The 22,522-nt window shown below is 71.5% G+C and carries 20 protein-coding genes; 10 read left to right on the top strand and 10 right to left on the bottom strand.

The genetic code is table 11. From position 1 onward, the window contains the following. Positions 1 to 104: 104 nt before the first annotated feature. The 6 genes from AC1PLR_RS03295 to AC1PLR_RS03320 all read right to left on the bottom strand — a co-directional run bounded on the left by AC1PLR_RS03295 (position 105) and on the right by AC1PLR_RS03320 (position 7,430). Positions 105 to 2,591: a DNA topoisomerase I gene (locus AC1PLR_RS03295; protein ID WP_481102659.1), complete on the bottom strand. Its 2,487-nt coding sequence runs from the start codon at positions 2,589 to 2,591 to the stop codon at positions 105 to 107. A gap of 227 nt (positions 2,592 to 2,818) precedes the next feature. Then, positions 2,819 to 3,760 (bottom strand): RDD family protein, encoded by a 942-nt coding sequence (locus AC1PLR_RS03300; protein WP_481102660.1) that lies wholly within the window; start codon positions 3,758 to 3,760, stop codon positions 2,819 to 2,821. A gap of 39 nt (positions 3,761 to 3,799) precedes the next feature. Continuing rightward, positions 3,800 to 4,519 (bottom strand): pilin, encoded by a 720-nt coding sequence (locus AC1PLR_RS03305; RefSeq protein WP_481099865.1) that lies wholly within the window; start codon positions 4,517 to 4,519, stop codon positions 3,800 to 3,802. A 21-nt stretch (positions 4,520 to 4,540) separates the two neighbouring features. After that, positions 4,541 to 5,014 carry a DUF494 family protein gene (locus AC1PLR_RS03310; protein ID WP_010340686.1) on the bottom strand — a complete coding sequence of 158 codons (474 nt, stop codon included), beginning with the start codon at positions 5,012 to 5,014 and terminating at the stop codon, positions 4,541 to 4,543. A 43-nt stretch (positions 5,015 to 5,057) separates the two neighbouring features. Beyond that, a complete protein-coding gene (gene dprA, locus AC1PLR_RS03315; RefSeq protein WP_481102661.1) occupies positions 5,058 to 6,212 on the bottom strand; it encodes a DNA-processing protein DprA in 1,155 nt (384 codons plus the stop codon). Positions 6,213 to 6,293: 81 nt separating this feature from the next. After that, complete coding sequence (locus tag AC1PLR_RS03320; protein ID WP_481102662.1) at positions 6,294 to 7,430, bottom strand: LysM peptidoglycan-binding domain-containing protein; 1,137 nt, start codon at positions 7,428 to 7,430, stop codon at positions 6,294 to 6,296. A 138-nt stretch (positions 7,431 to 7,568) separates the two neighbouring features. On the opposite strand from AC1PLR_RS03320, the gene def reads away from it, so the two are divergent. From def to AC1PLR_RS03360, 8 genes are all read left to right on the top strand, one after another. Beyond that, positions 7,569 to 8,081, top strand: a complete 513-nt coding sequence (gene def / locus AC1PLR_RS03325) for a peptide deformylase (RefSeq protein WP_010340689.1) — start codon at positions 7,569 to 7,571, stop codon at positions 8,079 to 8,081. Between the two features lie 111 nt (positions 8,082 to 8,192). Next, positions 8,193 to 9,116, top strand: a complete 924-nt coding sequence (gene fmt, locus AC1PLR_RS03330; protein WP_481102663.1) for a methionyl-tRNA formyltransferase — start codon at positions 8,193 to 8,195, stop codon at positions 9,114 to 9,116. Between the two features lie 140 nt (positions 9,117 to 9,256). Continuing rightward, the gene (gene rsmB, locus AC1PLR_RS03335; protein ID WP_481103520.1) at positions 9,257 to 10,576 is read left to right on the top strand and encodes a 16S rRNA (cytosine(967)-C(5))-methyltransferase RsmB; all 1,320 of its coding nucleotides are present in this window, start codon (positions 9,257 to 9,259) and stop codon (positions 10,574 to 10,576) included. Positions 10,577 to 10,601: 25 nt separating this feature from the next. Beyond that, positions 10,602 to 12,317 carry an ArnT family glycosyltransferase gene (locus AC1PLR_RS03340; protein WP_481102664.1) on the top strand — a complete coding sequence of 572 codons (1,716 nt, stop codon included), beginning with the start codon at positions 10,602 to 10,604 and terminating at the stop codon, positions 12,315 to 12,317. 76 nt (positions 12,318 to 12,393) lie between these two features. After that, positions 12,394 to 13,428, top strand: a complete 1,035-nt coding sequence (locus AC1PLR_RS03345) for a glycosyltransferase (protein ID WP_481102665.1) — start codon at positions 12,394 to 12,396, stop codon at positions 13,426 to 13,428. 54 nt (positions 13,429 to 13,482) lie between these two features. Further along, entirely contained in the window at positions 13,483 to 14,757 is a 1,275-nt protein-coding gene (locus AC1PLR_RS03350; RefSeq protein WP_481102666.1) for an O-antigen ligase family protein, read from the top strand. A gap of 82 nt (positions 14,758 to 14,839) precedes the next feature. Continuing rightward, on the top strand, positions 14,840 to 15,673 hold the full coding sequence (locus tag AC1PLR_RS03355; protein WP_267127261.1) for a glycosyltransferase family 2 protein: 834 nt from the start codon (positions 14,840 to 14,842) through the stop codon (positions 15,671 to 15,673). After that, positions 15,673 to 16,710, top strand: a complete 1,038-nt coding sequence (locus AC1PLR_RS03360; RefSeq protein ID WP_481102667.1) for a CDP-glycerol glycerophosphotransferase family protein — start codon at positions 15,673 to 15,675, stop codon at positions 16,708 to 16,710. Before AC1PLR_RS03355 ends, AC1PLR_RS03360 begins: the two co-directional genes overlap by 1 nt. A gap of 22 nt (positions 16,711 to 16,732) precedes the next feature. Here the strand turns inward: AC1PLR_RS03360 and AC1PLR_RS03365 are convergent, their stop codons facing one another. The 3 genes from AC1PLR_RS03365 to ribA form a co-directional block, all read right to left on the bottom strand. Next, positions 16,733 to 18,265 carry a PH domain-containing protein gene (locus AC1PLR_RS03365; RefSeq protein WP_481102668.1) on the bottom strand — a complete coding sequence of 511 codons (1,533 nt, stop codon included), beginning with the start codon at positions 18,263 to 18,265 and terminating at the stop codon, positions 16,733 to 16,735. Next, complete coding sequence (locus AC1PLR_RS03370; RefSeq protein ID WP_226980597.1) at positions 18,262 to 18,801, bottom strand: PH domain-containing protein; 540 nt, start codon at positions 18,799 to 18,801, stop codon at positions 18,262 to 18,264. Before AC1PLR_RS03370 ends, AC1PLR_RS03365 begins: the two co-directional genes overlap by 4 nt. A gap of 152 nt (positions 18,802 to 18,953) precedes the next feature. Next, a complete protein-coding gene (ribA, locus tag AC1PLR_RS03375; protein WP_481102669.1) occupies positions 18,954 to 20,078 on the bottom strand; it encodes a GTP cyclohydrolase II RibA in 1,125 nt (374 codons plus the stop codon). A gap of 288 nt (positions 20,079 to 20,366) precedes the next feature. Between ribA and AC1PLR_RS03380 the strand changes: the two genes are divergently transcribed. Then, entirely contained in the window at positions 20,367 to 20,888 is a 522-nt protein-coding gene (locus AC1PLR_RS03380) for a GNAT family N-acetyltransferase (protein WP_152182280.1), read from the top strand. A gap of 25 nt (positions 20,889 to 20,913) precedes the next feature. On the opposite strand, the gene AC1PLR_RS03385 is transcribed toward AC1PLR_RS03380, so the two are convergent. After that, the gene (locus AC1PLR_RS03385; RefSeq protein ID WP_481102670.1) at positions 20,914 to 21,828 is read right to left on the bottom strand and encodes a lauroyl acyltransferase; all 915 of its coding nucleotides are present in this window, start codon (positions 21,826 to 21,828) and stop codon (positions 20,914 to 20,916) included. A 174-nt stretch (positions 21,829 to 22,002) separates the two neighbouring features. Here AC1PLR_RS03385 and dtd point away from each other — a divergent pair, with 174 nt between their 5' ends. Continuing rightward, positions 22,003 to 22,443, top strand: coding sequence for a D-aminoacyl-tRNA deacylase (dtd, locus tag AC1PLR_RS03390; RefSeq protein ID WP_481102671.1), 441 nt, complete (start codon positions 22,003 to 22,005; stop codon positions 22,441 to 22,443). Positions 22,444 to 22,522: the final 79 nt, after the last annotated feature.

The raw sequence follows: 22,522 nt of genomic DNA on the forward strand, positions 1-22,522 counted from the left end.
GGCGCTGAGAGACGCCGTGGGCACCGCGAGAAGACGGCTCAGCGGCCGCGCTCGTACTATCCGATGTGGCGCATTGGGCCACCCTCGGTCATCCGCAGAGCGGATCAGCCGCCCTTGGTCACCGTCTTCTTGGCGGCCTTCTTCACCGCTTTCTTGGCGGTCTTCTTCGCGACCTTCTTGACCGCCTTCTTCGCCGCCGGCTTGGCCGGGGCGTCGGCGGCGGCCTTCTTCGCCGCGCTCTTCTTCGGTGCGGCTTCCTTCTTGGCCGCGGCCTTCTTGGCGCCGAAGCCCTTGCGCACCGGCTTGCCGGTTTCCTCCAGCAGCTTCTGCACTTCGTCCAGGCTCAGCGTGGCCGGCTCGCGATCCTTGGGGATCTTGCCGTTGAGCTTGCCGTCGCTGATGTACGGGCCGAAGCGGCCGTTCAGCACCTGGATGTCGCTGCCGGGGAATTCCTTGATGATGCGGTTGCGCGCGATCTCTTCCTTCTCCTCGATCAGGAATACCGCACGGGCCAGATCGATGGTGTAGGGGTCGTCTTCCTTCTTCAGCGAAGCGTAGACGCTGCCGCGCTTGGCGAACGGGCCGAAGCGGCCGATGCCGACGCTGACCTCCTCGCCCTTGTCCTGGCCGAGGCTGCGCGGCATCAGGAACAGCTCCAGCGCCTCCTCCAGGGTGATGGTGTGCATGCTCTGGCCGGGCCGCAGCGAGGCGAACTTGGGCTTGTCCTCGGCGTCCTCGGCGGTGCTGCCGATCGCCGCGTACGGCCCGAAGCGGCCCAGGCGCACGCTCACCGGCTTGCCGGTCTTGGGGTCGGTGCCGAGCTCGCGCGCACCGCTGGCTTCGGCGCGATCGACCGATTCCTTCTTGTCCTCGACCAGTTCCTTGAACGGTTCCCAGAACCGCGACATCAGCGGGATCCACTCCTCCTCGCCGCGCGAGACCGCGTCCAGCTCGTCCTCGAGCTTGGCGGTGAAGTCGTAGTCCACGTACTGGGTGAAATGGCTGGACAGGAACTTGGAGACCGCGCGGCCGACGTCGGACGGGCGGAAGCTGCGACCTTCCATCTCCACGTACTTGCGGAACAGCAGGGTCTGGATGATCGAGGCGTAGGTCGAGGGGCGGCCGATGCCGTACTCTTCCAGCGCCTTCACCAGCGCCGCTTCGGTGTAGCGCGGCGGTGGCTGGGTGAAGTGCTGCTCGGCCAGGATGCGTTCCAGCGGCACGCGTTCGCCGGGCTTCATCGCCGGCAGCTTGCGGCCCTCGTCCTCGTCCTCGGCGCTCTTGTTGTCCTTGCCTTCCTCGTACACGGCCAGGAAGCCGGGCACCACCACGGTGGTGCCGCTGGCGCGGAAAACGTGTTCGCTGCCGGCCGACAGGTCCACGCTCACGGTGTTGAGCGTGGCCGGGATCATCTGGCAGGCCACCGCGCGCTTCCAGATCAGTTCGTACAGCTTGCGCTCGTCGTCGGTGAGGAAGCGGGCGACCTGCGACGGGGTGCGCAGCGCCGAGGTCGGGCGCACCGCTTCGTGCGCTTCCTGGGCGTTCTTGGACTTGGTCTGGTAGGTGTTGGGCTGGTCCGGCAGCGAGGCGATGCCGTAGTCGCGGGCGATCACGTCGCGGATCTCGGCCAGCGCGTCCTGCGACAGGTTGACCGAGTCGGTACGCATGTACGAGATCAGGCCGACCGTGCCTTCGTCGCCGATCGCCACGCCTTCGTACAGTTTCTGGGCCACCTGCATGGTCTTGCGGGTGGTGAAGCCGAGCTTGCGCGAGGCTTCCTGCTGCAGGGTCGAGGTGGTGAACGGCGGCGCCGGGCGGCGCTTGCGCTCCTTGCTGGCCACGTCGGTGACGTGCAGCGCGCCCTGCGCGGCCTGCTGGATACGCAGGCGTGCGGCCTCGGCGGTGTCGCCGTCGGTGATGGTGAACTGCTCGAACTTCTGCCCGTCGAGCTTGATCAGCTTGGCGTTGAAGTGCTGCGAGGGGTGCGCGCAGTCGGCGGCGATGGACCAGTACTCGCGGGCGACGAAGGCTTCGATCTCCTCCTCGCGCTCGACGATCATGCGCAGCGCCGGCGACTGCACGCGGCCGGCGGACAGGCCGCGCTGCACCTTGCGCCACAGCACCGGCGACAGGTTGAAGCCGACCAGGTAGTCCAGCGCGCGGCGCGCCTGCTGCGCATCGACCAGGTCGCCGGCGATCTGCCGCGGCTGCGCCATCGCTTCCTTGATCGCGCGCGGGGTGATCTCGGTGAACACCACCCGGTGCAGCGGCTTGCCCTTGAGCAGCCCGCGCTCCTGCAGGATCTCGGCGATGTGCCAGCTGATCGCCTCGCCCTCGCGGTCCGGGTCGGTCGCCAGGTAGATGTCTTCGGCCGCCTTGGCCGCCTTGGCGATGGCCTCCACGTGCTTCTCGTTCTTGTCGATCAGCGCGTAGCGCATCGCGAAGCCGTCGTCCGGATCCACCGCGCCTTCCTTCGGGATCAGGTCGCGCACGTGCCCATACGAGGCCAGGACGTGGAAATCCTTGCCGAGGTATTTGTTGATCGTCTTGGCCTTGGCGGGCGATTCGACGATGAGCAGGTGCTTGGACATGGCGGGTCGGGCTTCGATGGGCGTGGGCGGACGCCCTGGGGGCGGTAGGGTGGCGCAATTGCTCCGGTTAGTGAAGCGTTGCGGTCTCGCAGAGAAGCCGACGCCCGGGGCGGAACCCCCGGGCGTTCAGCAACGGCGCTTATTTATTAGTGGACATGTCCGGCGCCCGCTGTCAAGCCGGCGCCGGCCGGGGCGGGCCGCCGCGCGGCCCCCGGAGGCCGCCGGACTCAGTGCCAGCCGCCCTTGGCGGCCATGCCGATCGCCAGGATCACCACCAGCAGCGCGCCGGCCATCATCAGGCCGAACAGCGACAGAATCACCACGGTGACCGTGCCCAGCTTGCGCTGCTGCCATTCCGGGTGGTCGGTGTAGGCCCATTTGTCCACCACCAGGGTGTCGCAGAGCATGTCGTGCAGGGCCTGCTTGCGCTCGGTGAAGGCCGCCATCAGGTAGCCGATGCCCACGGTCAGGCCGCTCAGCATGAAGCCGAAATAGCGGCCGATGCCGCGGGCGACGGTGATGCGGCTGCCATCGGTGCGCACCACCTTGATGCCGACCGCCATCTTGCCCAGCGTGGCCTGCTTGGTGGAGGCGTGGAACAGGCCGTAGTACAGGGCCGAGATCGCCAGCGGCACCAGATACATCATCAGCAACATGATGATGCCGGCGGCGGAGGTGAAGTTGGGCTCGCTGCCGACGCGGTTGACCCCCATGAAACCGAGGATCGCCACGAACTGGATCACGTTGGAGACGATGCCGACCAGGACCGCGTCGATCAGGTAGGCGGCTACGCGCTTCCAGAACCCGGCCTGCACCACCTCGCCGCCGCCGACCACCCGCGTGCCGCTGTCCAGCATGGCGCTGGGCGCCGCGTAGGGCGATGCCGCCACGGCGGGCGCGGTCCAGGCGTCGGGCACGGCCGGGGGCGGGGCGGGCGGTGGCACGTCCGTACCGATCTCCGAGGGGGGCAGCGCAGGTGCCGGGGGCGGCGCCTGGGCCAGGCCAAGCTCGTCGACGAACTCGGCCAGTGTGCGCCATTCGCTCAGGCCCTCGCGCCAGACCAGGGTGGATAGCCCGATCTCGCCGCGCTGGAAGCGCTGTTGCAGGTCGGCGGCCGCCAGCGGGCCATGGCGCTGCTGCGCCGCATCGGCGTAGTACCACTCAGTCATTCTGTTCCCCGGGAGTTGCAGTCGAAAACGGTGCGCCGGTCAGCCGCCGCGGCAGTGGACCGGCAGGACGCGATCGTCCAGGTCGGAACTGCAGTTCCAGGCGGACGTGCGCTCATCGTAGTCCAGCCACAGCGCTTTGCCATCCAGGCGCTTGGTGCCGGGCAGGTGCAGCGTGGCTTCCAGGCCGCAGTGGCCGTTGTCGAAGCGGCCGATCCGCACCTGCGCGATGGCGTCGCCGGCATAGCTCTGCGGGGTGCCGAAGCCGGTGTCACCGTTCACCGGGCACCGGTGCTCCTGCGCCGTGAATGCGCCGATCTGGTCCTTCAGTGGCGCAAGGGTGCCGAGCGCCTGCGCGACCTTCGCGCGTGCCAGGTAGTCCTGATAGGCAGGCAAGGCGATCGCCGCGCCGATGCCGAGGAAGGCCACCAGCAGCACGCCGGCGACGGCGCCGACGATGGCCATGATCGCGCAGCCGGACAGGCCGCTGCGTGGCGGGGCAGCAGCGGGGCCTGCGGGAGCGGCCGCCTGGAGGGTCGGCGGCAACGGCGGCGGGGTGGGGGCGTCTGGCAGGCCCAGTTCGGCGGCGAGCGCATGCAGCGGCCGCCACTCCGGCAGGCCTTCGCGCCAGACCAGGGTGTCGCGCTGCAGGCGGCCGTCGTGCAGGCGCTCCAGCAGCGCCGACGCCGGCAACGGCCCATGCCGCTCGCGGGCGGCATCGACGTAATACCAGACCGCCAATGGGGAGGTGTCTTCGTGCATCCGTGCGCGACCGTCAGCGGCTCAGTGGACCGGCTCCGGCTCGTCGACGAACATCTGCGTTTCCATCCACGCGTACGCCGCCTCGGCACCGGGTTGATTGAACAGCACCATCAGCACCACCCACTTCAGGTCGTCCAGGTCCAGTTCGTCCTGGTCCAGGGCCATGGCCCGGTCCAGCACCAGTTCGCGCTGGTCGCTGTCGAGGATGCCGTGCTGCTCCAGAAACAGCAGGAAGCCGCGGCATTCCACGTCGAGCTTGTCCAGTTCCGGGCCGTGGTAGATGCGGATCGGACCGTCGATGCGCGGCTGCGCCACGGCCGGGCGCTGATCGGCCAGGGCATCGAGCCAGTCGAACGCCTTGCTGATCTCGGTGGGGCTGAAACCGGCCTGGATCAGGCCATTCTGGAGGGAGTCGCGATCGCGGACCGGATCCGCGTCTTCGCTGAAATAGTGTTCGAACAGGTACAGCAGGACATCCAGAATGCTCTCTTTCATTGCCCCTCGGCCTGCGTCGCGAGACGCTGTGGAGGTGAAGAAACTAGGGTTTGCGGGTGTAACGACCGCGTTCGACCGCCACGTAGCCATCCAGTTCCATGGCCAGCAGCATGGAGGACGCCGCTGCGGCCGTCAATCCGCTGCGTGCGATGACTGAATCCATACAGATGGGGTCGTGGCCCAGCGCCTGCCACAAGCGCTGGTAGTCGGGGTCGGAGAAGGCCGGCGTGGCGCCGCGCGCGGTGTTGGCTCCCTGTGTGGGGGCGTTCAGGCGCCCGCGCAAGGCGTCGGCCAGTTCGGCGGCCAGCGAGGCGACGCCGGCCACCACCTCCTCGGCGCTTTCCACCAGCCCGGCGCCGTCGCGGATCAGCAGATGGCAGCCGCGTGCCAGCGGGTTGTGGATCGAGCCGGGCAGGGCCAACACCTCGCGCCCGGCCTCCGCCGCCAGCCGCGCGGTGATCAGCGCGCCGGAGCGGGTGGCGGCCTCGATCACCAGGGTCGCCAGGCTCAGTCCGGCGATGATGCGGTTGCGCGCCGGGAAGTGGCCCGCCCGCGCGGGGGTGCCGGGCGGATGCTCGCTGACCACCGCGCCGCGTTCGGCGATCTGGTCGCGCAGGGCGGCATGCTGGCGCGGATAGGCCAGGTCGGGACCGGTGCCGACCACCGCCACGGTCCGTCCGTCGGCGCGCGACAGTGCCGCCCGGTGCGCGGCGGCATCCACGCCGCTGGCCATGCCGCTGGTCACCGCGAAGCCGGCCGCGGCCAGGGCCAGGGCGAAGCCGTAGGCGTTGTCGCGGCCGCCTGCGCTGGGTGCGCGGCTGCCGACCACGGCCACCGCCGGATGCCACAGCACCATGGGATCGCCGTCCACGTACAGCGCCAGCGGCGGGTTGGGCGTGCGCCGCAGCAGGGCGGGGTAGTCGGGATCGTGGCAACCGAGCAGATGCCGGCCCGGCTGCGCCAGCCAGCGTTCGGCGGTGTCCAGCGCAGCGCGATCGGGACGCTGCAGCGCGGCGATCTGCGCCGCATCCAGGCCGGCGGCATGCCAGGCGGCGGGACCGGCGGTCAGCGCCGCAGCCGGGCTGCCATGCCGCTCCAGCAACTGCCGGCGCGGGGCGCTGGCGCCGCCGGCCAGCGACAGGAGCAGCAGGGCCGGATCGGTGGGTGCGTCGAAGGAGGGGGTGGCCGAATGGGACATGCGCCCAGGCTAGGCCGCAGACGCAGACGGCGCCCTCGGGCGCCGTCTGCAATCGCTGTAGGGGGACTCCCCGGCGGCGGGTCAGCGCGCGTCCGGATGCTTGACGTCGTAGCCGATCCGGGTCGGCTTGATGCCGTCCATCACCAGCGCGTAGCTGACCTTGTCGAAGGTGCGGAACACCATCGCGTGCGCGGCGTACTCGTCCGGCAGCGCCACCGTACTGCCGCTGCCGCCGGTGAAGCCGTCGTCGGCACGGGAGGTGTTGGGATGACGCACGCGGTCGTTGACCCGGGTGCCATGGCGCCACAGCGACACCACCGTGCCGTTGTCGATGCCTTCGCGGCGGCCGCCGGAGATGGCGATCACGTCGCGCGGACCGGCCGCGCTGAACGCGTCGGCCACCGCTAGCACCCGCAGGCCGGCGGCCAGCGCCTGCTCGGACGGCGGATGCGGCACGAACTGCAGATCGTAGGGTTGCGCCTCGACCGGGATCAGGCGGTCGCCGGCGCGCACTTCGCGGGCGTTGTCCTGCAGCAGCAGGGCGGTGGCCTGGCGGCCGTCGGGGGAGACCCGGGCGACGGTGCCGATGTTGACCTGGGCCAGTTCGTAGCCGAGGGTCTCGCGGCGCTTGTCCGGCGGCACGAAGGTCTGCCACAGGTTGCCGCTGCCGGGGGTGCTGCGGCCTTCGGCGTTGAGGTCGTCGCTGAGCTTGGGCAGCAGGTAGCGCACGGTCGGACGGACCACGGCGTAGCGCTGCCCGGCCTGGGCCTGGCCGAGACCGACCGCGTAGACCAGTTGCCCGTCGGTGGCGCGCAGGCGGTTGTCTTCGGTGCCGACCACGTAGGGTAGGTCGTCGATGCGGTCGACCACGCGCAGGTTCTTCAGGAACGGCTCCACCTGCGCCAGCGGGATCGCGTCGATCGGCGCGTCCTGGCGAGGGCCCGGCTTGACCTCGGCGTGCGCCACACGGTCCAGGTAGGCCAGGCTCAGCACGTCGCCGGGGTAGATCAGGTGCGGGTTGTGCACCTGCGGATTGGCCTGCCAGATCTCCGGCCACAGCCAGGGCTTGCCGAGGAAACGCCCGGCGATGTCCCACAGCGTATCGCCCTTGCGCACCACGTAGGTGTCGGGGTGTTCGGCAGCCATGCTGGCGGAAGCAGCGTAGGTCGCCACGGTGAGCATCGCCACGGCGACGACCGTACGGAGTCGATTGAACATGAGCGCGGAGCCTGATTCCCCAACAGGTTGGCGCACTATAGTGCAGAACCCTGGTGCGGGCGCAAGCGTCGGGCGCAGAAACGGGTAGAATTCGCAGGCCTTGCCGAATCGTCCGGCGCCCCCATCTTGGGTACCGCTATGGCCCTGCTCCCCATTCTCGAATTCCCCGACCCGCGCCTGCGCACCAAGGCGGTGCCGGTCGACGCCGCCGAGGTCACCTCCGCGGCCTTCCAACGCCTGCTCGACGACATGTTCGAGACCATGTACGACGCGCCCGGCATCGGCTTGGCCGCCAGCCAGGTGGACGTGCACAAGCGCTTCATGGTCATCGACGTCAGCGAGGAGAAGAACGCCCCGCAGGTGTTCATCAATCCGCAGATCGTGCAGCGCGACGGCGAGCAGGTGTACCAGGAAGGCTGCCTGTCGGTCCCCGGCATCTACGCCGACGTGACCCGCGCCGACGCCATCACCGTGCGCTACCTGGACCGCCAGGGCCAGCCGCAGGAACTGAGCACCGACGGCCTGCTGGCGGTGTGCGTGCAGCACGAGATGGACCACCTCGACGGCAAGCTGTTCGTCGACTACCTGTCCCCGCTCAAGCGCGAAATGGTGCGCAAGAAGCTGGCCAAGGCGCGCAAGCACGTGGCTTGACGGCCGGGATTCGGGAATCGGGATTGGGGATTCGCCAGAGCGAATCGCACCCTTCCGGTTGCCGATCCTGCCGTTGCGAATCCCCAATCCCCAATCCCGAATCCCCGCCCAATGAAACTCGTCTTCGCCGGTACGCCGGACTTCGCCGTGCCGTCGTTGCGCGCGGCTGCGCAGCGCCATGAAGTGGTCGCGGTCTACACCCAGCCGGACCGGCCCGCCGGGCGCGGCCGCGGGCTGACCCCGTCGCCGGTCAAGCTGGAGGCGGTGGCGCGCGGCATCCCGGTGCTGCAGCCGCAGACGCTGCGTTCGCCGGAGACGCTGCAGGCGCTGCGCGCGCTGCAGCCGGACCTGATCGTGGTGGTGGCCTACGGGCTGATCCTGCCCAAGGCGGTGCTGGCGATCCCGACCCATGGCTGCTGGAACGTGCATGCCTCGCTGCTGCCGCGCTGGCGCGGCGCCGCGCCGATCCAGCGCGCGATCGAGGCCGGCGACAGCGAGACCGGGGTGTGCCTGATGCAGATGGAGGCGGGGCTGGATACCGGCCCGGTGTTGCTGTCGCAGCGCACCCCGATCGGCGCCGACGAGACCGGCGGCCAGTTGCACGACCGCCTGGCCGCGCTGGGCGCGCAGGTGCTGGCCGACGGCCTGGGCCTGCTGCGCGCCGGTCTGCGCCCGGTGCCGCAGCCGCAGCCGGAAGCGGGCGTCACCTATGCGCACAAGCTGGACAAGGCGCAGGCGCGGCTGGACTGGCAGCAGCCGGCGGCGCAGTTGGCGCGGCAGGTGCGCGCCTTCGATCCGTGGCCGGTCGCCGAGGCGGTGCTGGCGGGCGAGCGGGTGCGGGTGCACGGCGCGATCGCGCTGGACCTGGCCCACGGGCAACCGCCGGGCACGGTGCTGACCGCGTCCAGACAGGGCATCGATATCGCCTGCGGCCAGGGCGCGCTGCGCCTGCGCGTGCTGCAGCGCGACGGTGGCAAGGCGATCACCGCCGCCGACTACCTCAACGCGCGGCGCGACCTGCCGGTCCTGGCGTAAGGCGTCGGCATGCCTGCGTACGCCGTGTCGGGCCTGGCAGGCGCGTCTGTAGGCGCGTCCTCGCGCCTTCGCGCCATCCGCGCGGGCGACCACTGTGCGGCATGCGCACGAAGCGGCGGCACGGCCTGGGGCGCACGCCGATGACCGCGACGCCCAACGCTGCGTGGCCGCCGGGCGTGGCCCCGCGGGTGCTTGCCGCCCGCGTGCTGACCGCGGTGATCGATCGCGGCCGCTCGCTCAAGGCCGAACTGGGCGCGGCGTTGCCAACGCTGCCGGATCCGCGCGACCGCGCGCTGGTGGAGGCGATCTGCTTCGCCGTGCTGCGCCGCCGCCCGGCCTACGAGGCCGCGCTGCGCATGTGGCTGCAGAAGCAGTTGCCGCAGCGCGACGCCGAACTGCGCGGCCTGCTGCTGGCCGGCTTCGCCCAGCTCGATGCGCTGGGCCTGGCGCCGCATGCGGCGCTGTCGGCGACGGTGGAGGCAGCGCGCGCGCTGGATCGGCCGCGCCAGGCCGGGCTGGTCAACGCGCTGCTGCGGCGCGCGCTGCGCGACGGGCTGCCGGCGGTCGCCGCCGACGCGGGCTGGCCGTTGTGGCTGCGCGATGCGCTGCGCGCCGACTGGCCGCAGCAGGCCGAGGCGATCTTCGCCGCCAGCCAGCAGCCGGCGCCGCTGTGGCTGCGGGTCAACCGCCAACGCGGCACCCGCGACGCCTACCTGCAGGAACTGGCCGCGGCCGGCATCGCCGCCCAGGCCTCGCCGCTGCTGGCCGATGCGATCCGGCTGGAGACGCCGCTGGCGGTGGGCGCCTTGCCGGGCTTCGCCGAGGGGCGCGTGTCGGTGCAGGACGGTGCGGCGCAGCAGGTCGCCGACGTGCTGGCGCCAGCGCCGGGCGCGCGCGTGCTCGACGCCTGCGCGGCGCCCGGCGGCAAGTCCGCGCACCTGCTCGAACGCGATCCCAGTCTGCGCCTGACCGCGCTGGACGTGGATGCGCGGCGCCTGGCGCGGGTCGGCGAGACCTTCGCGCGCACCGGGGCCGGCGCGCAGGCGCAGTTGCAGGTCGCCGATGCGGCGCAGCCGCAGGACTGGTGGGACGGGGTGCCGTTCGACGCGGTGCTGCTCGACGCGCCGTGTTCGGCCACCGGCATCGTGCGCCGCCAGCCGGACGTGCTGCTGCACCGCCGCCGCGAGGACGTGGTGGCGCTGCAGGCGCTGCAGGCGCGCCTGCTCGACGCCGCCTGGCAGGTGCTGCGGCCGGGCGGGGTGCTGGTCTACGCCACCTGTTCGCTGCTGCAGGACGAGAACGCGCGGCAGGTGCAGGCCTTGCTGGCGCGGCAGCCTGGTGCGGCGCTGGAGGACCCGGGCGCGGCCTGCGGGCATGCCTCCGGCGGCGGCCGCCAGCGCTTCCCCGGCGAGCAGGACTGCGACGGTTTCTACTACGCGCGGTTCCGCAAGACGGCATGAACCGGCGCCGGTATCATCGCTTCCCATGCTGAAGACCCGCGCCTCCCGAGAGTTCTGGTTGTTTGCCATCCTGGCGGTGCTGGTGCTCGGCGCCGGCCTGGGCCTGCGCGATCCGCATCCGGCCGACGAACCGCGCTTCGCGCTGGTCGCCAAGCAGATGGTGGAGAGCGGCAACTGGCTGTTCCCGCACCGCGGCACCGAGCTGTACTCGGACAAGCCGCCGATGCTGATGTGGCTGCAGGCCAGCTTCTACACGCTGTTCGGCAACTGGCGGGTGGCGTTCCTGCTGCCCTCGCTGCTGGCCGGGCTGGGCACGCTGGCCTGCGTCTACGATCTCGGCCGGCGCCTGTGGACGCGCCGCGTCGGCATGTACGCGGCCTACGCGCTGCTGTTCGCCTTCCACTTCACCTACCAGGCGAAGAAGGCGCAGATCGATCCGCTGGTGGTGTTCTTCATCACCCTGGCCAACTACGCGCTGCTGCGCCACCTGTTGCGCGGGCCGGACTGGCGGTTGTGGGCGCTGGGCTGGTTCGCCGCCGGGCTGGGCACGATCACCAAGGGCGTGGGCGTGCTGGCGCTGCTGATGCTGCTGCCGGCCGCGGCGGCGTCGCTGGCGCACTGGCGCGGCGTGCGGGTCGGCCTGCGCGATCCGCGATTCTGGCTGGGGCCGCTGGCGTTCCTGGCGGCGGTGTCGATCTGGCTGGTGCCGATGGTCGCCACCGCGCTGTCGAGCAACGCGCCCGAGTACCGCGCCTACCTCAACGACATCCTGTTCCGGCAGACCGCCGGGCGCTACGCCAAGTCCTGGGACCACGCGCACGGGCCGCTGTACTTCTTCGGGGTGATGCCGAGCATGTGGCTGCCGGTGCTGCTGGCGCTGCCGTGGGCAATCCCCGCCTGGGCGCGGCGCCTGCGCCGGCGCGACGCGCGCTACCTGCTGCCGCTGGCCTGGTGGGCGCTGGTGGTGCTGTTCTTCTCGATCCCGACCGGCAAGCGCGATGTCTACGTGCTGCCGGCGCTGCCGATGCTGTGCCTGGCGATGGGGCCGCTCATTCCAGGGCTGTTGCGCAAGCCCGGGATCAAGCGCCTGCTGCTGGCGTTCACCGCGCTGCTGACGTTGGCGCTGGGCGGCGTGGGCGCGGCGATCCTGCTGGGGCACGGCTTCCGCGCGAAGATGATGGAAGACCGCGGTATCGACCTGGCCACCGTGCAGGTGCTGGCCTGGATCCTGCTGGCGATCGGCCTGTGGGGCGTGGCCAGCCTGGCCGCATTCGCGCGGCGCCGCCCGGAACTGGCGACGGTCTCGACCCTGACCATGGTCTGGGTGATGGCTGGCTTGCTGGTGTACCCGCTGATCAACATGTCCAGCTCGGCGCGTGGGGTGATGGAGTCGGTGGGGCGCCGTATCGGCCCGCAGGCCGAACTCGGCCTGGTCGCCTGGAAAGAGCAGAACCTGCTGATGGCCGACCGCCCGGCCACGACTTTCGGCTTCGTGGTGCCCTGGGACGAGCAACTGCGTCGCGGCATCGCCTGGCAGGCGCAGGCGCCGCAGCGGCGCTGGCTGCTGGTGCAGGAAGCGGCGATGCTGGGCTGCGTCGACCGCAACGCCAGCATCCTGGCCGGCGTGTCCAACCGACGCGACTGGTGGCTGGTCCCGGCCAGCGCCGTGCACGGCCACTGTGTGGTCACCCAGGACGACCGCGACCGCCTGCGCGAGCAGGACAAGGACCGCTTCGAATGAGCCGCACCCGCGCACCCCGGCGGTGTGCTGCGACTGCCGGTGGCGGCCAGCGCGTCGCGCGGGCCGGGGAGCGCGCATGCCGTCTCCCCTGATTCGGGTGATCAGCCGCGACAACGGCGGCGGCCTCAGCCGCGACCTGCAGGTGGTCGCCGACCTGTTGCGCGAGACCGGCCGCTACCGCGTGGAGGTGCTGGGTTTCGGCACCGTGCGCATGGCCAATCGCTTGCGCGAACTGCGCCTGTTCCTGCGTAGCCTGCTGTTCGGGCGCGCCGACCTGCAGATCTTCCTGGAGCGGGTGTATCCGCGCTGCCTGGGCAGCGGCCTGCGCAATGCCTTGATCCCCAACCCGGAGTGGTTCCGGCACAAATGGCTACGCTGCCTGCCGCGCTTCGCCCAGGTGCTGTGCAAGACCCGCCAGGCCGAGCAGCGGTTCTCCACCATGGCGCCGACCGCCTTCATCGGCTTTTGCAGCGACGATTGCTACCGTCCTGAGGTCCCGCGCGAACGCGCCTGCCTGCATGTGGCCGGGCGCAGTTCGGCCAAGGGCACGGCGCTGCTGCTGCAGACCTGGGCACGGCACCCCGAGTGGCCGCGGCTGACGGTGGTGCAGAGCGCGAAGAAGTCCCACCCGATCGAGGCCGAGAACATCGACTACCTGACCGGCTACCTCGACCAGCAGGAACTGCGGCGGCTGCAGAATGCGCACCGCTTCCACCTGTGCCCCTCCGAGGTGGAGGGCTTCGGCCACTACATCATGGAAGCGCTGAGCGTAGGCGCGGTGGTGATCACCACCAACGGGGCGCCGATGAACGAGCTGGTGAGCGCCGACCGTGGCGTGCTGATCGATCCGGTCGGCGAGGGGCCGGACAATTTCGGCGTGCGCTACCGGATCGAGGCCGCCGGCCTCGAACAGGCGATGGCGCAGGCGCTGGCGCTGTCGCCGATGCAGTGCGACGCCCTGGGCACCGCCGCGCGCGGCTTCTTCGAGACGCGCCGGCGCGAGTTCGGCGAGCGCCTGCGCGCGGCCGTGGCCGATCTGCTCGGGGAGGCGCCGCCGCCCGCCGCGCCGGCCAGCCGCGGCGCCGATCGCGAACAGGTCAGGCCGGGTTAGGGAAGCGCCCCGGATCATCGCCGACCACCCCCACCCCGACGGCTTCCCTCCTTGATGTCCCAGCCCATCGCGCCACGCCATGCCGTTTCCGCGTTCTCGCGCCAGTCCCTGGCCGAGCGAGGCGCGGCGCTCGCGCTGCTGTGCCTGCCGGCGCTGGTGATCAGCATGCCCAGCGGCCTGCTGCCGTTCGGCCTGCTGCTGCTGGCGACCAGCCTGCTGGCATTGCCGCAGCTGCGCCAGGCGGTGGCGCCGATGCAGCCGTCGCTGCGCTGGCTGTGGATCCTGGCGCTGCTGGTGATCGGGCTGTCGCTGTGCTCGGTGCTGTACTTCGGCCAGCCGCTGAAGGACATCGACAACCGCACCCGCTTCCTGGTGCTGCCGTGGGCGGCACTGTGGACCTATGCGCTGCGGCCGCCGCAGCGCCTGCTGTGGTGGGGCGCGCTGCTCGGCATCCTCGCCGCCCTGGTGCTGGCCAGCGTGCAGGTACTGCAGGGCCAGCCGCGTGCCGAGGGCTGGACCAACGCCATCGTGCTGGCCGACGTAGTGCTGATGCTGATGGTGCTGGCGGTATTCTGCCGGCCGCGCGGCCAGTGGCCGTGGGCCGCCGCCGCGGTGGTGGCCGGCGGCATCATCATCCTGCTCAGCGGCAGCCGCGGCGTGTGGCTGGGCGTGTTGCTGCTGCTGGTGGTCAGCGCGCTGTGCCTGCGCTGGCGCGACAGCGCGACCCGGCTGATGATCCTGGGCGCGTGCACCGCGCTGGCGGCGGTGCTGGTGCTGAGCGTGCCGGCGCTGACCAAGCAGACCCGCCTGGCCGAACTGCACCACGACGTGCAGCGCTACGAACGCGGCGACAGCGATTCCTCGGCCGGCGCGCGCATCGAACGCCTGCAGGTGGCGGCGGCGACCTTCGTCGAACACCCCGTGGTCGGGGTCGGCGTAGGCCGTTTCGACAACGCCATGCTGCGCCTGCCCGACTGCCGCAAGGGCTTCGTCGAGCGCTGCCACCTGGGCCACGCGCACAACGACCTGGCCGAGTGGAGCGCGACCCAGGGCCTGCCCGGCACCGTGCTGATCCTGATGGTGTACGGGGTGCCGCTGTGGCTGCTGCTGCGCCTGTACCGGCGCCGGTCGCAGCCGCATTTCCATGGCGCGGCGGCGGCCGGGATCATGGTGGTGGTGGCCTACGTCCTGTGCGGCATGACCCAGTCGATGTTCGCGCACCAGGTGAGCACCGGTTTCTACGTCGCCCTGGTCGGCGTGCTGATCGGGCTGGCCGCACGCGAGGCGGAGCCGGCATCGGGCGCTGAAGGCGCCGCGCGAAGCCGGTAGACTGCCGATCCCGCATCGCCGGGCGGCTAGGCGCTCGGCGCCGACCGCCGGCACCGCGCCTGACTTCCGGATACCGCGCGCCATGGCCGACGCTGCCGCCGCCACCCTGCCGCTGAGCCTGGTGGTGATGACCTACAACGAGGCCGCCAACATCGCGCGCTGCCTGGACAGCGTGCCGTTCGCCGCCGACAAGCTGGTGGTGGACTGCGGCAGCACCGACGACACCGTGGCGATCGCCCGCGCGCACGGCGCGCGCGTGGTCGAGCAGGCCTGGCTGGGCTTCGGCCCGCAGCGCAACTTCGCCTCCACCCAGGCCGCGCACGACTGGATCCTGGTACTGGACGCGGACGAGTTCCTCTCCGACGCGCTGCGCGCCGAATGCCAGGCGCGGCTGCCGCAACTGCTCGCCGAGGACCGCGTGGATGCGGTCTGGCTGCGCCGCAGCACCTGGTACATGGGCGCGCCGATGCGCTGGTACAAACCGATGGTCGGCGAGCGCCTGGCGCGGCTGTACCACCGCGGCCGCGCGCGCTGGAGCGATGCGCGGGTGCACGAATCGCTGCGCTTCGACGGCGCCAGCGCCGAGTTCGCACCGCCGTTCAATCACCTGCACAACCCGACCCTGGTGCACAAGCAGCTCAAGGTGCTGCGCTACGCCGAACTCAAGGCGCTCGGCTGGCGCGACAAGCGCAAGCCGGTGAGAATGTGGCAGAGCCCGTTCGTGTTCGCCGGCGCCTTCCTCAAGGACTATCTGCTGCGGCTGGCCTTCCTCGACGGCTGGCGCGGCTTCGTGGTGGCGCAGACTGCGGCCAGCTACGCGCTGTACAAGCGCATGCGCTACTACGAGATGCAGATCAACCCGGCCTCGGTGGAGCAGGCGCGGGCGCAACTGCAACGGCACGATCTGGAGCACTGATGAGCAAGCACTATCTGCTGTACGGGTCCGAGCGCTATGCGCTGGCGATCCTGCGCCCGCTGCAGGCGGCGATCCGCGCACGCGGCGACCAGGCGGCATGGTTCTTCGACGGTCCCGGCGCCGAGGACCTGAGCGCCGACGAGCGCCACCTGGCGACGGTGGAGGAGGTGCTGGCGTGGGATCCGTATGCGGTGATCACCTCCAGCAACGCGGTGCCGCATTTCTTCCCCGGGGTGAAGGTCGAGACCTTCCACGGCTTCGACGCTGGCAAGCCGCGGCACATCTACGTGCGCGGCTTCTTCGACCTGTACTGCACCACCGGCCCGCGCGACACCGCCGCGTTCGGCGCGCTGGCGCGCAAGCTCGGCCACTTCGCGGTCAAGGAAACCGGCTTCCCCAAGATCGATCCGTTCATGCGCGAGATCGGCGCGGAGCTGGCGCCGGTGCGGCAGCCGCCGGTGATCCTGTACCACTCCACGTTCTCACCGTCGTGGAGCGCGGCCGGCATCCTCCACGACGAGGTCGCGCGGCTCTCGCGCAGCGGCGAATGGCGCTGGATCGTCACCTTCCATCCGAAGATGGACCCGGCGATGGTCGCGCGCTACCGCGCGCTGGAGAGCGAGTACCTGCGCTTCGCCGACAACGACAACATCCTGGAGCTGTTCCCGCAGGTGGACATGATGTGTTCGGACACCTCGTCCGCGCTCAACGAGTTCCTGCTCACCTACAAGCCGGTGGTGACCTTCAAGAACCGGCGTCCGGGGCCGCAGTTGATCGACATCGACGATCCGGCGCAGTTCGAACCGGCGATCCGTCGCGCGCTGCAGCGGCCGCCGGAACTGATGGCGGCGATCCGCGAATTCGCCGATGGCCTGCATCCCTACCGCGACGGCCAGTCCAGCGAGCGCGTGCTGCGCGCGATCGACGAGTTCGTCGCCGAGGGCGCGCGCAACCCGCGGCGCAAGCCGCTGAACCTGTGGCGCAAGCTGAAGATCCGCCGCCGCATCGGCTACTGGGGCCGCGGCGCGCGTCGCTGACGCGCACCGCCGTCGCACCGGCTCACCAGCGCAGCCGTCGCTGCGCCAGCGCCTGGCCTAGTTGCCGGTACAGCGCCCGTGCCTGCGCGTCCGGCAGCAGCCGCACGCGCAGCGGCGGTTCGCCGTGGCGAGCGCCGGCGGTGTCCAGCCACAGCGTCGCGGTGCCGCAGCAGCGGTCCAGCGGCGAACGGCTCAGGTGCAGCGTCTGCAGCTTGTCCAGTTCGGCCAGCCGCCACCAGCGCCGCCACCAGCCACCGCGCACCGCCACGTAGCGCGCATCCAGCGCGTAGCCCATGCGCTGCGCCTGACGCCAGGACTTGAACGCCGACCACGGCAGCCACAGCAGGCCCAATGCGGCCCAGGCACCGAGCGTGGGCCACAGCCCGGCGCACAGCAGCGGCACCAGCAGCAGCGCCGGCAGCGACAGGCGCCACCAGTGGCGCGTGGCGATGCCGTGCCAGTGCGCTGGCGGCCATGCGACCTGCGGCAGCAGCCGCTGCAGCAGCGCATCGCAGGCGGCCGGCGTGGCCAGCGGCGCCAGTTCCGTCAGTGCGTGGCCGTGCCCGTGGTGCGACTGGATCACCGCGGTGTCGATGTGCAGGCTGCGCCGCCGCAGCAGCCGCTGCAGCACGTTCTCGTGCAGGGTCCAGGCCTGGATCCGGCGCCGCGCCACGCTGCTGCGCAAGCGCGTCAGCAGGCCGCGCTCCACGGTCAGCCGGCGTTCGCTCTCGCTCAGCCGGAAGCCGTGGTACTGCACGATGGCCAGCCCCATCGACAAGGCGCGCATCAGCAGCAACAGCGTCGCCAGCATCAGCGCGAAGGTCACCGCGCCGGCCATCCAGCCCAACTGCAGGTGCGTGGCGTAGCCGAACAGTTGCCGCCCGTAGTGCTCGATCGCGTTGGAGATCATGCGCTCGGGGAACAGGTGGTAGGTGGCGCCGAACGCGGTGAGCAGCACCACCATGCCGCGGTTGGAGATCAGGCCCTGGCGCAGTACCTCGGCGGTGGGCAGGGCCAGCAGCAGCTCGCTGTCCGGGACGGCGGGCGCGGCGCCCGCGTCGTCGCCGGCCTCGGCACGCTCGGCGGCGGGCGCACGGTGGCGGATCTGCTGTTCCAGCGCCAGTGCCTGGTCCAGCCGCAGCACCCGCATCTGCGCCTCGGGCTTGGTGCCGCCGGCCGATTCCAGGCGCACCTCGGCCACGCCGAACAGCCGGTGCAGCAGCGACTGGTGCACCACCACGTTGTGGATGCGCGCGAACGGGATCTCGCGCAGGCTGCGTTCCAGCCAGCCGCTGCGGATGCTCAGGCTGTCGTGGCCGATGCGGTACTGGTAGGTGAGATAGCGCAGCAGCGACACCGCCACCAGTCCGCTGCACACCGCCAGCATCACCAGGTGATCGGCGTGATCGCGGTGGCCGTCGCGGCTGCCGAACACCAGCAGCGCCAGCAACGGCAGCAGGAAGTGCCTGAGGTGCTGCAGCAGCACGAACAGCCATGACCACGGATGCAGGCGCCGGACCGGCGTGGCGTGCTCGGTGTCGGCGAGGTCGCTCACAGCGCGTCGTCGTCGTGGTCGAGCTGGTGCGCCAGGCGTTCGCGCAGGCGCTGCGCGTCGGCCTGGTCCAGGCCAGGCACGGCGACCGCGGTATGCCGGGTGCCGGCGGTGTGCACGACCAGGGTGGACAGGCGCAGGGCGCGTTCCAGCGGGCCGCGGCGCAGGTCCAGGTGCTGCACGCGCGAGATCGGCACGTGCGTCTCGCTCTGCCACAGGCGTCCGCGGAACACGTCCAGGCCCTGGGCATTGAGCCGCCAGCGGATGCGCCGGTGGCGGACGAAGCCGACCCAGGCGCCGCATAGGCTGCCCACCGCCGCCGCCACGGCGCCCAGGGCCAGCGCATGCAGGCTGTGCAGGCTGAGGCCGACGATGCCGGCGGCGACCACCAGGCTCAGCCCGAGCATGCAGCCGCCGCCGAGTGCGGCCAGCCAGGCACCGCGCAACGGCACCGGTTGCCAGTCGGCCGGCGGCCAGTCCGCGGGCGCCGGGGTGGCGGCGAAAGCGCTGGGCGCGGGCGCGGCGGGTGAGTCTTCCATGGGCGGCGGTGCGATCACGTCGGGGTCTCGGGGCGCGGGCGCGCGGCGTGGCCTGCGATCCTAACGCGGCGATGACGGGCGTGCGCTGTCCGCCGCGCGGTTTCCGTCCCGATCCGCGCAGGCGGTGGAGAGTGCCGAGCCGCGGCGGTGGTTCAGCGCGCCGCGCGCAGCAGCGCGTCCACGTCCAGCGCGTGGCCGGCGCGGGCGGCCTTGGTGCGCAGGTAGCCTTCGTTCTCGGCGGTGATGGTGCCGGTGACCGGGATGCGCTCGGTCACCTCGATGCCGGCCGCGCGCAGGCGCTCGGCCTTGTTCGGGTTGTTGGTGAGCAGGCGCACGCGGCCGATGCCCAGTCCGCGCAGCATCGCCACGGCGCTGCCGTAGCGGCGCTCGTCGGCGCCGAAGCCCAGTTGCGCGTCGGCGTCGATGGTGTCCAGGCCGTCGTGCTGGTAGCCGTAGGCGCGCATCTTGGTGGCGATGCCGGTGCCGCGGCCTTCCTGGTCCAGGTACAGCAGCACGCCGCCGCCCAGCGCCTTGAGCTTGGCCAGGCCGTGCCGCAGCTGATCGCCGCAGTCGCACTTGAGCGAGCCGAACAGGTCGCCGGTGAGGCAGGAGGAATGCACGCGCACCGGGACCGGCGCGCTCAGGTCGGGCTGGCCGATCACGATCGCGACCTGGTCGCGCTGCGCCACGCCGCCGCGGAATACCACGAATTCGCCGGGGCCCAGGTCGCGCAGCGGCACCTGGGTACGGGTGACCAGGGTGTAGCTGTCGGAGGCGGCGAGGGCGCAGCCATGTTCGAGGTCGTCCAGCCGCAGCGACTGGCAACCCTGGAAGGCGCTGCTGTCCGCGCCCAGGTCGGCCGCGACCATCGCCGGCAGGAGCAGGCCCAGGCGCGCGATCTCGGCGGCGCCGGCATCCAGCGCGTCGCCGGGCTGCCACTGCGCCGGCACCGGTCCGTCGCGCAGGTAGGCCAGCGCCGCCAGCGCGTCGTAGGAGTGCCCGGCCAGGGCGATGCGCGCGCCCTGCGGCGCGTCCAGGCCCAGCACCTGCGCGCGCGGCGGGGTCACGAACAGGTAGTGCCGCTGCCCGCTGGCCTCGGCGAAGCCGAGGTAGGACGGTTCGGTGCTGCTGTCCAGCGCCATCACCGCGCGGGTGCGGCCGTTGCCGTCGTCGAGCAGGACCGGGCGCCCGGCACGCAGCTCCGATGCCGCGCGTTCGCTGCGGATCGCGGCAGGATCGCCGAAGGCGTGCGCGGAAGGGGCGGTGGGGCTGGTCATGCACGACTCCAGATGGGGGATCGGCGGCGGCGCTTCAAGGCTGCCGCATTTGGTCGCGGCGGCACCGGCGCGGCGCCGGCAGGCGCATGGCGCCCGGCGCCATTGTCGCGCGCTTTGCCTGTCCCGCCAGCCCGCGGGCGATGGAACGCACTGTGCCCGGCCGCACGGCATCGCCGATGCAACCGGATGCGGCGTTCCAGGCAATGCCGCCGGCGCTGGGCGGGTGTGCACGTGCCGCCGGTTGCTTGCTACTGTGCGGCGTCGCGTCCCTTCTGGCCCCACGCCCGCATGCAGCTCGTCGATTGCACCGAACCGCGCCACGCGATGGCGATCCTGGAGATCTTCAACGACGCCATCGTTCACTCCACCGCGCTGTACGACTACCGGCCACGCCCGCCGGAGAGCATGGCGGCCTGGTTCGCGACCAAGCGCGCCGGCAACTTCCCGGTGCTGGGCCTGGAGGACGCCGACGGCACGCTGGTCGGCTTCGCCAGCTACGGCACCTTCCGCGCCTGGCCGGCGTTCAAGTACAGCGTCGAGCACTCGGTCTACGTGCACCGCGACCATCGCGGCCGCGGCGCGGGGCGGCGCTTGTTGCAGGCGCTGATCGAGACCGCGCAGGCGCGCGGCGTGCACGTGCTGGTCGGCGGCATCGACGCCAGCAATGCCGGCAGTATCGCCCTGCACGAGCAACTGGGCTTCGTGCACGCCGGCACGGTGCGCGAGGCCGGCTTCAAGTTCGGCCGCTGGCTGGACCTGGCGTTCTACCAGCGCATCCTCGCCGGCCCGGCGCAGCCGCACGACGACTGACGGGGTTCTGCCTGGGGCGAACGCCCTAGTGCGGATGGCGCTCGGTGGCGTAGGGATTGGGCTCGGCCGGGTCTGGGCGCAGGGTGTAGCGCTTGTAGGTCCACTGATACTGCGCCGGGTCGCGCCGCGCCACCCGCTCCACGCCCGCGTTGAGCGCGGTGGCCGCGCGCAGCGGGTCGGCATCGGCGATGTCCGGCGGCGCCGGCTGCACGTGCAGGGCAAACTCCAGGTCGTTGCCGACGCGCTCGCACCAGGCGAACAGCACGGTGGCGCCGGTGCGCTCGGCCAGGCGGTTGACCAGCGTCATGGTCAGCGCCGGCACGCCGAAGAACGGCGCGAACACGCCGTCGCCGGCCTTGGGCTGCTGGTCGGGCAGGATGCCGACCGCGCCGCCGTCCTTGAGCGTCTTGAACAACTGCCGCACCGCCGGGCCCTCGGCGCGCACCTGGCGCACCCGTTCGCCGCTGCGGACCAACTGCAGGAAGGCATCGCCGACCGCCGACTCCGGCGCCTTGTAGACGATGGCGATGTCGCCGCGCGAGGCCAGCCACTGGTTGAGCAACTCCCAGTTGCCGAAATGCGGTGCGGCCACGATCACCCCGCGGCCGGCGGCCAGCGCCGCGTCGTACAGCTCCTGGCCATGGCGCAGGCGCAGCCGCGCCAGGTTCTGTGCCGGCGGCCGGGTCCACAGCGTCAGGGTCTCGAACGCCTGCCGTGCGGTCGAGCGCAGCACGTCGCGCTGCAGGGCCACGCGCTCGCTGGGCAGCAGTTCCGGATAGGCCAGCTCCAGGTTGCGCCGAACCACCCGGCTCTCGCGCGCGTCCAGGCGCAGCCACAGCCCGGCCAGGCCGTCGGCCAGGCGGCGCAGCCACGGCCACGGCAGGCGCGCCACGGCGGCGGCGCAGCGATACAGCAGGGAGGCGAGCGTGGCGGGTTTCATCGGCCCAGTTTATCCGCTCGGCGCGTCGGGCCCGCCCACGGCGTCGCGGAACGCGTCGGTGGCACGCGATCCGGCTTCCCCAATCCAAGCGGTTCGGCGATGATCCTGCGTGATCGCCGCCGTTCGCCAAGCGCGCGGGCGATACCGAATCCCCAATCCCCAATCCCGGCCCTAATGCTCTCGTTGATCCAACGCGTCACCCAGGCCTCGGTCAGCGTCGATGGCGAGGTCGTGGGCCAGATCGGGCCCGGCCTGCTGGCGCTGGTGGCGGTGGAGCCGGGCGACGACGAGGCCAGGATCCGGCGCATGGCCGAGCGCCTGCTCGGCTACCGGGTGTTCTCCGACGCCAGCGGGCGCATGAACCGGTCGCTGCGCGACACCGGCGGCGGCCTGCTGCTGGTCAGCCAGTTCACCCTGGCCGCCGATACCGGCTCGGGCATGCGGCCCAGCTTCACCACCGCGGCACCGCCGGCCGAGGCTGAACGCGGCTTCAACCGATTGGTGGAGGTATGCCGGGCGCAGCACCCGCCGGGGGTGGAAACCGGCCGCTTCGGTGCCCATATGGTCGTCAGCCTGGTCAACGACGGCCCGGTCACTTTCCTGCTCCGGCCGTAGACGCCGGCGCGTTCCTGGCGGAGCCGTTCAGGCTCCTCGTCCGGCAAGCGGCGGTCCGGGCTGTTATAATGCTAGGTTC

It is taken from the genome of Xanthomonas sp. NCPPB 3570 (assembly GCF_056725115.1).

Coding starts and splice junctions, on each gene's coding strand:
- dprA (WP_481102661.1), bottom strand. CDS start 6,212: ATGTCCCATTCGGCCACCCCCTCCTTCGACGCACCCACCGATCCGGCC.
- AC1PLR_RS03360 (WP_481102667.1), top strand. CDS start 15,673: ATGAGCAAGCACTATCTGCTGTACGGGTCCGAGCGCTATGCGCTGGCG.
- AC1PLR_RS03380 (WP_152182280.1), top strand. CDS start 20,367: ATGCAGCTCGTCGATTGCACCGAACCGCGCCACGCGATGGCGATCCTG.
- AC1PLR_RS03345 (WP_481102665.1), top strand. CDS start 12,394: ATGCCGTCTCCCCTGATTCGGGTGATCAGCCGCGACAACGGCGGCGGC.
- AC1PLR_RS03340 (WP_481102664.1), top strand. CDS start 10,602: ATGCTGAAGACCCGCGCCTCCCGAGAGTTCTGGTTGTTTGCCATCCTG.
- AC1PLR_RS03305 (WP_481099865.1), bottom strand. CDS start 4,519: ATGCACGAAGACACCTCCCCATTGGCGGTCTGGTATTACGTCGATGCC.
- dtd (WP_481102671.1), top strand. CDS start 22,003: ATGCTCTCGTTGATCCAACGCGTCACCCAGGCCTCGGTCAGCGTCGAT.
- def (WP_010340689.1), top strand. CDS start 7,569: ATGGCCCTGCTCCCCATTCTCGAATTCCCCGACCCGCGCCTGCGCACC.
- AC1PLR_RS03320 (WP_481102662.1), bottom strand. CDS start 7,430: ATGTTCAATCGACTCCGTACGGTCGTCGCCGTGGCGATGCTCACCGTG.
- AC1PLR_RS03385 (WP_481102670.1), bottom strand. CDS start 21,828: ATGAAACCCGCCACGCTCGCCTCCCTGCTGTATCGCTGCGCCGCCGCC.
- ribA (WP_481102669.1), bottom strand. CDS start 20,078: ATGACCAGCCCCACCGCCCCTTCCGCGCACGCCTTCGGCGATCCTGCC.
- AC1PLR_RS03295 (WP_481102659.1), bottom strand. CDS start 2,591: ATGTCCAAGCACCTGCTCATCGTCGAATCGCCCGCCAAGGCCAAGACG.
- fmt (WP_481102663.1), top strand. CDS start 8,193: ATGAAACTCGTCTTCGCCGGTACGCCGGACTTCGCCGTGCCGTCGTTG.
- AC1PLR_RS03300 (WP_481102660.1), bottom strand. CDS start 3,760: ATGACTGAGTGGTACTACGCCGATGCGGCGCAGCAGCGCCATGGCCCG.
- AC1PLR_RS03370 (WP_226980597.1), bottom strand. CDS start 18,801: ATGGAAGACTCACCCGCCGCGCCCGCGCCCAGCGCTTTCGCCGCCACC.
- AC1PLR_RS03355 (WP_267127261.1), top strand. CDS start 14,840: ATGGCCGACGCTGCCGCCGCCACCCTGCCGCTGAGCCTGGTGGTGATG.
- AC1PLR_RS03350 (WP_481102666.1), top strand. CDS start 13,483: ATGTCCCAGCCCATCGCGCCACGCCATGCCGTTTCCGCGTTCTCGCGC.
- AC1PLR_RS03310 (WP_010340686.1), bottom strand. CDS start 5,014: ATGAAAGAGAGCATTCTGGATGTCCTGCTGTACCTGTTCGAACACTAT.
- rsmB (WP_481103520.1), top strand. CDS start 9,257: ATGACCGCGACGCCCAACGCTGCGTGGCCGCCGGGCGTGGCCCCGCGG.